Raw genomic sequence first — 10,068 nt, 5'->3', positions numbered from 1 at the left:
AGCAGCCTCATTTGCTGTCAAGTGATTATTTTCAGAAGTTTTCGAAGAATTCTTCAACAACTTCAACCACTTGCGCTTCCGATCTCTCGTTAGCGGGAGGCGAATTCTACAGCGTTAAGCGCTGCTGTCAACACCTCTTTTTCTCCGCTTTCGACCGAGAGGATCGAACCGTTAAAAGAGCCACACATCGCCACTCTTTCAACTCCTTCCAGGCTTCGATGACCTGAAGCAAGTCGCTGTCGAAAATCGCTTAACTCGTTGAATCTCAAGGAGTTTTCCGTTTCGACTGCGCCGGAAGTGGGGCGAATTATAGACCTCTGGAATCTGCCGTCAACACCTATTTTCATATTTCTGTCATATCGGTCAAAAAAGCCCCGAAAACGCGAAGGCCGACCTGAAAGGTCGGCGTTATGCACACCCTGCTACTTATAAGCTAGGGAATGCAAACTGCGAGGCCTCATGGCTCGCACGCTGTGGCCAGCGCTGGGTGATCGCCTTGCGACGGGTATAGAAGCGCACGCCATCCGGGCCATACGCATGCAAGTCGCCAAACAGCGAACGCTTCCAGCCGCCGAAGCTGTGATAAGCCACTGGCACCGGCAGTGGCACGTTGACGCCGACCATGCCAACTTCGATCTCGTCACAGAACAGCCGCGCCGCTTCCCCGTCACGGGTGAAAATGCAGGTGCCGTTGCCGTATTCGTGATCGTTGATCAGTTGCATCGCCTCTTCCAGGCTGTTCACTCGAACGACGCACAATACCGGCCCGAAGATTTCTTCTTTATAGATGCGCATCTGCGGGGTGACGTTGTCGAACAGGCAGCCACCGAGGAAGAAGCCCTCTTCATGTCCAGCCACGCTCAGCCCGCGACCGTCGACCACCAGCGTAGCGCCTGCTGCCACGCCGTCATCCACGTAACCGCTGACCTTGTCCCGCGCCTGACCGGTAACCAGCGGCCCCATGTCCAGACCGCACGAAGTACCCGCACCGATTTTCAGCGCCTTGATCTGCGGAACCAGTTTCGCCACCAGTGCATCGGCCACTTGATCGCCGACACACACCGCCACCGAAATCGCCATGCAGCGCTCGCCGCACGAACCATAAGCCGCGCCCATCAGTGCGCTGACCGCGTTGTCGAGATCGGCATCCGGCATCAGCACCGCGTGGTTTTTCGCGCCGCCCAGTGCCTGCACGCGTTTGCCGCGCTTGGTGCCTTCGGCGTAGATGTATTCGGCTATCGGTGTGGAACCCACGAAACTCAGCGCTTTGATTTCCGGCGCTTCGATCAGCGCGTCCACGGCTGTCTTGTCACCGTGGACCACGCTCATCACACCTTTCGGCAAGCCAGCTTCCAGCAGCAACTGGGCGATCAGCAGCGTCGAGCTTGGATCACGCTCGGATGGCTTGAGAATGAAGCAGTTGCCGCAGACGATCGCCAGCGGATACATCCACAGCGGCACCATGGCCGGGAAGTTGAACGGGGTAATACCCGCCACAATCCCCAGCGGCTGGAAGTCCGACCAGGCATCGATGTTCGGGCCGACGTTGCGGCTGTACTCACCCTTGAGGATTTCCGGGGCGGCGCAGGCGAACTCGACGTTCTCGATACCGCGCTTGAGTTCACCGGCGGCGTCTTCCAGGGTCTTGCCGTGCTCCTCGCTGATCAATTGCGAGATGCGTGCTTCGTTCTGCTCCAGCAGTTGCTTGAAGCGGAACATCACCTGGGCGCGTTTGGCCGGCGGTGTATTGCGCCACGCCGGGAACGCGGCCTTGGCGGCATCGATGGCTTTCTGAATGGTTGCCTGGCTGGCCAATGGCAGCTTATGGATCGCCTGGCCGGTAGACGGGTTGAACACATCCACCGCGCGCCCGTTCTCGGTCACCAGTTCGCCATTGATCAAATGCGGGATAACGCTCATCGAACACTCCTGAATTCTGGTGCGCAGGCCCCCACAAGAGGCGCCTGCTGTTTGCACATATATATAGAGGTAAAAATCAGTCGAGCTTGTTCAGCACTTCGCCGACCGCGTCGAACAGACGATCGAGGTCTTGCGGTTTGCTGTTGAAGGTTGGGCCGAACTGCAGGGTGTCGCCGCCAAAGCGCACGTAGAACCCGGCTTTCCACAAAGCCATGCCCGCTTCGAACGGACGCACGATGGCATCACCGTCACGCCCGGCAATCTGGATCGCACCGGCCAGACCGTAGTTGCGGATGTCGATGACATTCTTCGAACCTTTCAGACCGTGCAGTGCGTTTTCGAAGTGCGGCGCGACTTCAGCGACGCTCTGCACCAGGTTTTCCTTTTGCAGCAGGTCGAGTGCCGCCAGGCCTGCTGCACAGGCCACGGGGTGCGCCGAATAGGTGTAGCCGTGGGGGAATTCCACCGCGTACTCCGGCGTCGGCTGGTTCATGAAGGTCTGGTAGATCTCGGAGCTGGCAATCACTGCGCCCATCGGAATCGCACCGTTGGTGACTTGCTTGGCGATGCACATCAGGTCCGGGGTCACGCCGAAGCTGTCGGCGCCGAACATCGAACCGGTACGGCCGAACCCGGTGATCACCTCGTCGAACACCAGCAGGATGTTGTGTTGATCGCAGATCTCGCGCAGACGCTTGAGGTAACCCTGGGGCGGAACCAGTACGCCGGCGGACCCGGCCATCGGTTCAACGAACACGGCGGCGATGTTGGAGGCGTCGTGCAGCTCGATCAACTTCAGCAACTCGTCGGCCAGGGCGATACCGCCCTGCTCCGGCATGCCCCGGGAAAAGGCATTGCTCGCCAGCAGCGTGTGCGGCAGATGATCGACATCCATCATCGCCTGACCGAACAGTTTGCGGTTGCCGTTGACGCCACCGAGGCTGGTACCGGCAATGTTCACGCCGTGATAGCCACGGGCGCGGCCGATCATTTTGGTCTTGGTCGCCTGACCTTTCAGACGCCAGTAGGCACGCACCATTTTCACCGCAGTATCGGCGCACTCGGAGCCGGAATCGGTAAAGAACACATGGTTCAGATTACCCGGAGTCAGCTCGGTGATTTTCTCAGCCAGCTTGAAAGACAAAGGATGGCCGTACTGGAAGCCTGGCGAGTAATCGAGGGTGCCCAGTTGTTTCGAAACCGCTTCCTGAATTTCCTTGCGGGTGTGCCCTGCGCCACAGGTCCACAGACCGGACAGCGAGTCGTAGATCTTGCGGCCCTTGTCATCGAACAGCCAACTGCCTTCGGCGCCGACGATCAGACGCGGATCGCGCTGGAAGTTGCGGTTGGCGGTGTACGGCATCCAGTGCGCGTCCAGCTTCAGTTGGCTGGCCAGTGGCGACGGCGCGTTTTCAGGCATGTTCATCGGGCAAAACCTCGCAGGGCATAAGCGTCAGGGAGATGGAAAGCGTTGTTGCAGCTAAATTGCCACGGCGATAAAGTCGGTGAAATTCAACTCTTCTAACCTTCAGTTAGAACCTGGCTAAACAAAGAGAGCAAAAATGAGCAGCCGGCGTGCCGATCCACTGGCCCAGGTCAGCGATTTTGATATTCGCCTGCTGCGGATTTTTCGCAGCGTCGTGGAGTGTGGCGGCTTCTCCGCAGCGGAAACCGTGCTCGGCATCGGGCGCTCGGCGATCAGCCAGCAGATGAGCGATCTGGAACAGCGCCTCGGTTTGCGCCTGTGCCAGCGTGGCCGGGCCGGGTTTTCCCTGACCGAGGAAGGTCGAGAGGTGTATCAATCGGCGCTGCAGCTTCTGAGTGCGCTGGAAAGCTTCCGCACCGAGGTCAACGGCCTGCACCAACACCTTAGGGGCGAGTTGATCATCGGCCTGACCGACAACCTCGTCACCCTGCCCCATATGCGCATCACCCACGCCCTCGCCCAGTTGAAGGAACGCGGGCCGGATGTGCAGATCCAGATCCGCATGATTGCGCCGAACGAGGTCGAACAAGGCGTGCTCGACGGGCGTTTGCATGTTGGCGTGGTGCCGCAGGCGAGCGCGTTGTCCGGTCTGGAATACCAGCCGTTGTACAGCGAACGTTCGCTGCTGTACTGCGCCGTCGGCCACCCGCTGTTTTATGTCGACGACAACCAGCTCGATGATCAACGCCTCGACAGTCAGGACGCGATTGCGCCGACCTTTCGCTTGCCCGCGGACATTCAGGCGCACTACCAGGCACTCAATTGCACGGCCAGTGCCTCTGACCGTGAGGGCATGGCGTTTCTGATTCTGACCGGGCGCTACATCGGTTATCTGCCGGATCACTACGCCAGCCTGTGGGTGCAGCAAGGGCGCTTGCGTGCACTCAAGGCCGGCACGCGTTTCTACGATTTGAGTCTGGCATCGGTCACCCGCAAGGGACGCCGGCCTCATTTGGTGTTGGAGAGCTTTTTGGAGAGTCTGGCGGCGACGCGTTGAAACACCGGCAAAGACCCGCTGAACACGATTGAACAGGCGTAACGGTTTTATCGCGCAAGGACTTGCCGGATGCCTGTGGGTGCGCTATCAACGCACCTGATTGCACCCACAGACAATCCCGGAAGTGCCTATGACCTTTGAAGTCCCAGCCCACGGCGGCAAACCCGCCAGCCGCATTCGTCAGAAGAACGAAGAGACCATCCTCAAAGCCGCCGAAGACGAGTTCGCCCGTCACGGGTTCAAAGGCACCAGCATGAACACCATCGCGCAGCATGCCGGGCTGCCCAAGGCCAACCTGCATTATTACTTCACCAACAAACTCGGTTTGTACGTGGCAGTACTGAGCAACATCATCGAGTTGTGGGACAGCACCTTTAATACCCTCACTGCCGAGGATGATCCGGCCGAAGCGTTGACCCGCTACATACGCGCCAAGATGGAGTTTTCCCGGCGCCGGCCCCAGGCGTCGCGGATCTTCGCGATGGAGGTGATCAGCGGCGGTGAATGCCTGAGCGAGTATTTCAACCAGGATTACCGCGCCTGGTTCACCGGGCGGGCGGCGGTGTTTCAAGCGTGGATCGATGCAGGCAAAATGGATCCGGTCGATCCGGTGCACCTGATCTTCCTGCTGTGGGGCAGCACCCAGCACTATGCCGACTTCGCCACACAGATCTGCCGCGTCACCGGGCGCAGCAAGTTGAGCAAACAGGACATGGAAGACGCCGGCAACAATCTGATCCGCATCATTCTCAAAGGCTGCGGCCTCACTCCTTCTCTATAAGACGTTTATGCCTTTCACCCTCAGCGGTTTTTGCGAGTACCGCGAAGAGATTCGCAAAAGCCGCTTTATCACCCTGGCTACGCCGATCAGCAGCCCCGCCGACGCGCAGGCGTTTTTCGAGCAGCACAGCGATTTGAATGCCACGCACAATTGCTGGGCGTGGAAATGCGGCGCGCAATATCGCAGCAATGATGACGGCGAGCCGGGCGGCACCGCAGGACGCCCTATTCTGGCGGCGATCGAAGCGCAGGACTGCGATCAGGTCGCGATACTGGTGATCCGCTGGTACGGCGGCATTCAACTGGGGACTGGCGGTTTGGCCCGGGCCTATGGCGGCGGCGCGAACAAGTGTCTGCAGGCGGCGCAGAAAATCGAGCTGATCAGCCGGGTACCGCTGAGCTGCGCCTGCGCATTTGCCGAGTTGGCGCTGGTGAAGTTGCGCGTGGCGGATCTGGGTGGGTTGGTGGTGGAGGAAAACTTCACGGCCAATGGGGTTGAGTTGAAGTTGGCGCTGGGGGATGCGCAGATTGAGATCTTGCAAACGCAACTTGCTGATTTGAGTCGTGGACGGATTTTGTTGCAGCGTTGAAGAAGATCAAAAGATCGCAGCCTTCGGCAGCTCCTACAGTTGAAATGCGTTCCCCCGTAGGAGCTGCCGAAGGCTGCGATCTTTTAGAGCATCACTCGTACTTTCATAAAACCACGACTTGCCCACATCTGCTGTGCACCCGGCTGTGGATAACCTGAGCACATACTGCTGTAACCCTTCTGTAATGCGGGTTTGCGAGATTTGTTCACTTTTCGTTCAACTGATCCGACGAAAAGAAAATCCGACGATAAAACAATCAGTTAGCAGTGTTTATCACCATTAGAAGAAAGCACAGGAGCGCTTATGCCCGACGTCATCGCTTGCGCACAATTACTGTGGAGCAACCTGTGGATAAGCCGTTCATGACCGCCGCAGTCGCTGAATCTGCCTAGCCCCCAAGCGATTGCTCATTTTTTAACCAATCTTGTTCGGGCAAAACCGGAGCGTGATCAACGGCTTTGCGCTGAATTGGTGCTCGTAAAGCGCTCGAATCTGGCGCAGATGCTCTGCTATCGCCAATTACGGCAAGCGCTGGCCAGTGTTCCTGACTCAATGGCCAGGAATTTGCTTTATCCACAGGCATAACTCCACATCGGTCGAGCCTGTCATGTCCTTCGCCCCTTTCCCGCCGCGCCTGCAATTGCGCCAGATCAGCAAACGCTACCCCGGATGCCTGGCCAACGACGCCGTTGACCTGAGCATCGCACCGGGTGAGATCCATGCCCTGCTGGGTGAAAACGGTGCGGGTAAAAGCACGCTGATGAAGATCATCTACGGCGTCACTCAGTGCGACGGCGGTGAAATACTTTGGCAAGGTCAGCGGGTGCATATGCGCAACCCCGCGCAGGCTCGGCAGTTGGGCATCGGCATGGTGTTCCAGCATTTCTCGCTGTTCGAAACCCTCAGCGTCGCGCAGAACATTGCCCTGGCGATGGGCGCGGCGGCCGGCACGCCGCAGCAACTGGAGCCGAAGATTCGCGAAGTATCGCGGCGTTATGGCATGGCGCTGGAGCCGGAACGACTTGTCCACAGCCTGTCGATCGGCGAGCGGCAACGGGTGGAAATCATTCGTTGCCTGATGCAGGACATTCGCCTGTTGATTCTCGATGAGCCGACCTCGGTGCTGACGCCGCAAGAGGCTGACGAATTGTTCACCACCCTGCGTCGCCTGGCCGCCGAGGGCTGCAGCATTCTGTTTATCAGCCACAAGCTCGGTGAAGTGCGCGCCCTGTGCCACAACGCCACGGTGCTACGCGGCGGTCGGGTTGCCGGGCAGTGCGTGCCGGCCGAATGTTCGGATCAGCAACTGGCGCAACTGATGGTCGGCGAAGCGGCGGCATTGATTGGTGAATATCCAAAGGTCAGCGGTGGCGCGGCGTTTCTGCGGGTGAGCGGTTTGAGTTGGCACAATCCCGACCCGTTTGGCTGCTCGCTGCACGACATCAATGTACATGTGCGCAGCGGCGAAATCGTCGGCGTCGCCGGAGTCGCGGGCAATGGTCAGGATGAGTTGCTGGCCCTGCTCAGCGGCGAACAGATTTTGCCTCGGGCCGAAGCCGCGACCATTCGCTTTGCAGAGCGGAACGTCGCTGATTTGCGCCCGGATGCGCGGCGCAAACTGGGCCTGGCGTTCGTGCCGGCCGAGCGGCTCGGCCACGGCGCGGTTCCGCAATTGAGTCTGGCCGATAACGCCCTGCTGACTGCTTTCCAGCAAGGACTGGTCAGCCACGGGCTGATCCAACGTGGCAACGTCGAGTCACTCGCCCAACGGATCATCCAGCGCTTCGGCGTGAAAACCCCGGATACGCAAACTGCCGCGCGCGACCTGTCCGGCGGCAATCTGCAGAAATTCATTCTCGGCCGGGAAATCCTCCAGCAACCGAAATTGCTGGTCGCCGCGCACCCGACCTGGGGCGTCGACGTCGGTGCCGCTGCGACCATCCACCGCGCCTTGATCGCGCTGCGCGATGCCGGCGCGGCGATCCTGGTGATTTCCGAAGACCTCGATGAACTGTTCCAGATCAGCGATCGCCTCGGCGCCCTGTGTGGCGGCCGCCTGTCGGCGCTGCATGACACCTTCGATACGCAACTGAGCGATGTCGGCGCGTGGATGGCCGGCCAGTTCGATCACTCACCTTGCGCCGCCTCGATTTAACGGAGTTTCAACCATGCTGCTTTCTCTCGAACCCCGTGGCCAGCAATCGCGCCTGATGCTGTGGTGCTCGCCGTTATTGGCGGCGACGCTGACCTTGGGTTGCGGCTCGCTGCTGTTCCTCGCTCTGGGCCACGATCCGCTGCAAACCCTGCACACGCTGTTGATCGCGCCGGTCAGCGACGTGTATGGCGTGTCCGAGTTACTGGTCAAGGCATTGCCGATTCTGCTCTGCGCACTGGGACTGGCCGTGGCCTATCAGGCGCGGATCTGGAACATCGGCGCCGAAGGCCAGTTGCTCCTCGGCGCCCTGGCCGGCAGTGCTTTGGCAGTGAACGTTATCGATATGCAGAGTCGCTGGGCGCTGGTGCTGATTCTGCTGACCGGCACCTTCGCCGGCGCCGCATGGGCCGGGCTGACCGCGTGGCTGCGCACGCGCTTCAACGCCAACGAAATCCTCACCAGCATCATGCTCAATTACATCGCGTTGAACCTGCTGCTGTTTTGCGTGCACGGGCCGTTGAAGGATCCGGCCGGGTTCAACTTCCCCGAGTCAGCGATGTTCGGCGACGCCAGTCGTTTGCCGCTGCTGCTGGAAGACGGCCGGGTGCATGCCGGGGTGTATTTCGCCCTGCTCGCGCTGGTCGCGGTGTGGGTGTTGTTGCAGAAAAGCTTTATCGGTTTTCAGATCAAAGTGCTCGGGCTGGACAAGCGCGCGGCGGGTTTTGTCGGCTTTCGCGAGAAACGTCTGATCTGGCTGGCCTTGTTGATCAGCGGCGGATTGGCTGGGCTGGCCGGGGTTTGCGAAGTGACCGGGCCGATCGGCCAATTGGTGCCGCAGGTGTCGCCGGGCTACGGCTACGCGGCGATCACCGTGGCGTTTCTCGGACGCCTCAATCCACTTGGCATTCTCTTCTCCAGTCTGCTGATGGCGCTGCTGTACATCGGTGGCGAAAGTGCGCAAATGTCGCTCAATCTGCCGCAGGCGATCACTCAGTTGTTCCAAGGGATGATGCTGTTTTTCCTGCTCGCCTGTGACGTGCTGATTCTCTATCGGCCACGCCTGAAACTGCGCTGGACCCGGCGCGCCTCGCCCCCTGTCGTAACCGCCGGAGCGCTGTGATGGATATCGATCTGTTGAGCAATATTTTTTACGCCATGATCCGCTGCGGCACGCCGCTACTGCTGGTGGCACTGGGTGAACTGATCTGCGAGAAGAGCGGCGTCCTCAACCTCGGGCAGGAAGGCATGATGCTGTTCGGTGCGGTGATCGGTTTTATCGTCGCCTTCAACAGCGGCAACCTTTGGCTGGCCGTGCTGTTGGCGATGCTCGCCGGCATGCTGCTGTCATCGTTGTTTGCCCTGGTTGCGCTGGTGTTCACTGCCAATCAAGTGGCCACCGGGCTGGCCCTGACGATTTTCGGCGTCGGGCTTTCGACCTTTGTCGGCGCGGCCTGGGTCGGTAAACCGCTGGCGGGTTTCGAGCCTTTGGCGATTCCGTACTTGAGTGAAATACCGCTGATCGGGCGAATGCTGTTTGCCCAGGATCTGCTGGTGTACCTGTCGTTCGCGCTGTTTGCGCTGGTGGCGTGGCTGATCGTCAAGAGTCGTGTCGGGCTGATCATCCAAGCGGTCGGTGAAAACCCGAATGCGGCCAGCGCCATGGGTCTGCCGGTGTTGACCGTGCGCACCCTGGCGGTGCTGTTCGGCGGCGCAATGGCAGGACTGGCCGGGGCATATCTGTCGCTGGCGTACACACCGATGTGGGCAGAAAACATGACCGCCGGACGCGGCTGGATTGCGCTGGCGCTGGTGGTGTTTGCCAGTTGGCGAGTATGGCGGTTGTTGCTCGGCGCGTATCTGTTTGGCCTCGCCAGCATCCTGCATCTGGTGGCGCAGGGCTTGGGGCTGGCGATTCCTTCGAGCCTGCTGGCGATGCTGCCGTACGTCGCAACGATTGTGGTGCTGGTGTTGTTGTCTCGCGATGCCGTGCGCACAAGGTTGTATGCGCCGGTTTCGTTGGGGCAGCCGTGGCAATCTGGACATTAATCGTTGTCAGAGCGGGCCTCTTCGCGAGCAGGCTCGCTCCCACATTTGACCGGGTTAACCCAGATCCCCTGTGGGAGCGAGCCTGCTCGTGAAA

8 protein-coding genes are annotated in these 10,068 nt (G+C 59.8%); 6 read left to right on the top strand and 2 right to left on the bottom strand.

Features of this window, described 5'->3' with window-relative positions:
* Positions 1–426 precede the first annotated feature (426 nt).
* Both VNV36_RS25505 and aptA read right to left on the bottom strand, forming a co-directional pair.
* The gene (locus VNV36_RS25505; protein ID WP_123471151.1) at positions 427–1,920 is read right to left on the bottom strand and encodes a CoA-acylating methylmalonate-semialdehyde dehydrogenase; all 1,494 of its coding nucleotides are present in this window, start codon (positions 1,918–1,920) and stop codon (positions 427–429) included.
* A 76-nt stretch (positions 1,921–1,996) separates the two neighbouring features.
* On the bottom strand, positions 1,997–3,346 hold the full coding sequence (aptA, locus tag VNV36_RS25500; protein WP_325721808.1) for an omega-aminotransferase AptA: 1,350 nt from the start codon (positions 3,344–3,346) through the stop codon (positions 1,997–1,999).
* A 136-nt stretch (positions 3,347–3,482) separates the two neighbouring features.
* On the opposite strand from aptA, the gene VNV36_RS25495 reads away from it, so the two are divergent.
* From VNV36_RS25495 to VNV36_RS25470, 6 genes are all read left to right on the top strand, one after another.
* Positions 3,483–4,403 (top strand): LysR family transcriptional regulator, encoded by a 921-nt coding sequence (locus tag VNV36_RS25495; protein ID WP_325721806.1) that lies wholly within the window; start codon positions 3,483–3,485, stop codon positions 4,401–4,403.
* Positions 4,404–4,533: 130 nt separating this feature from the next.
* Positions 4,534–5,184 carry a TetR/AcrR family transcriptional regulator gene (locus VNV36_RS25490; RefSeq protein ID WP_325721804.1) on the top strand — a complete coding sequence of 217 codons (651 nt, stop codon included), beginning with the start codon at positions 4,534–4,536 and terminating at the stop codon, positions 5,182–5,184.
* A 7-nt stretch (positions 5,185–5,191) separates the two neighbouring features.
* Positions 5,192–5,773 carry an IMPACT family protein gene (locus VNV36_RS25485; RefSeq protein ID WP_325721802.1) on the top strand — a complete coding sequence of 194 codons (582 nt, stop codon included), beginning with the start codon at positions 5,192–5,194 and terminating at the stop codon, positions 5,771–5,773.
* 607 nt (positions 5,774–6,380) lie between these two features.
* Positions 6,381–7,928: an ABC transporter ATP-binding protein gene (locus VNV36_RS25480; protein ID WP_325721800.1), complete on the top strand. Its 1,548-nt coding sequence runs from the start codon at positions 6,381–6,383 to the stop codon at positions 7,926–7,928.
* A 13-nt stretch (positions 7,929–7,941) separates the two neighbouring features.
* Positions 7,942–9,048: an ABC transporter permease gene (locus VNV36_RS25475; RefSeq protein WP_325721798.1), complete on the top strand. Its 1,107-nt coding sequence runs from the start codon at positions 7,942–7,944 to the stop codon at positions 9,046–9,048.
* Positions 9,048–9,974 (top strand): ABC transporter permease, encoded by a 927-nt coding sequence (locus VNV36_RS25470; protein ID WP_325721796.1) that lies wholly within the window; start codon positions 9,048–9,050, stop codon positions 9,972–9,974. Before VNV36_RS25475 ends, VNV36_RS25470 begins: the two co-directional genes overlap by 1 nt.
* The last annotated feature ends 94 nt before the right edge of the window (positions 9,975–10,068 follow it).

Origin of the sequence: Pseudomonas sp., from assembly GCF_035554175.1 — a bacterium.
In the GTDB taxonomy this organism is placed as follows: domain Bacteria; phylum Pseudomonadota; class Gammaproteobacteria; order Pseudomonadales; family Pseudomonadaceae; genus Aquipseudomonas.
The sequence above is the reverse complement of the archived record's forward strand: the minus strand, read 5'-3'. Positions and strand labels throughout refer to the sequence as shown.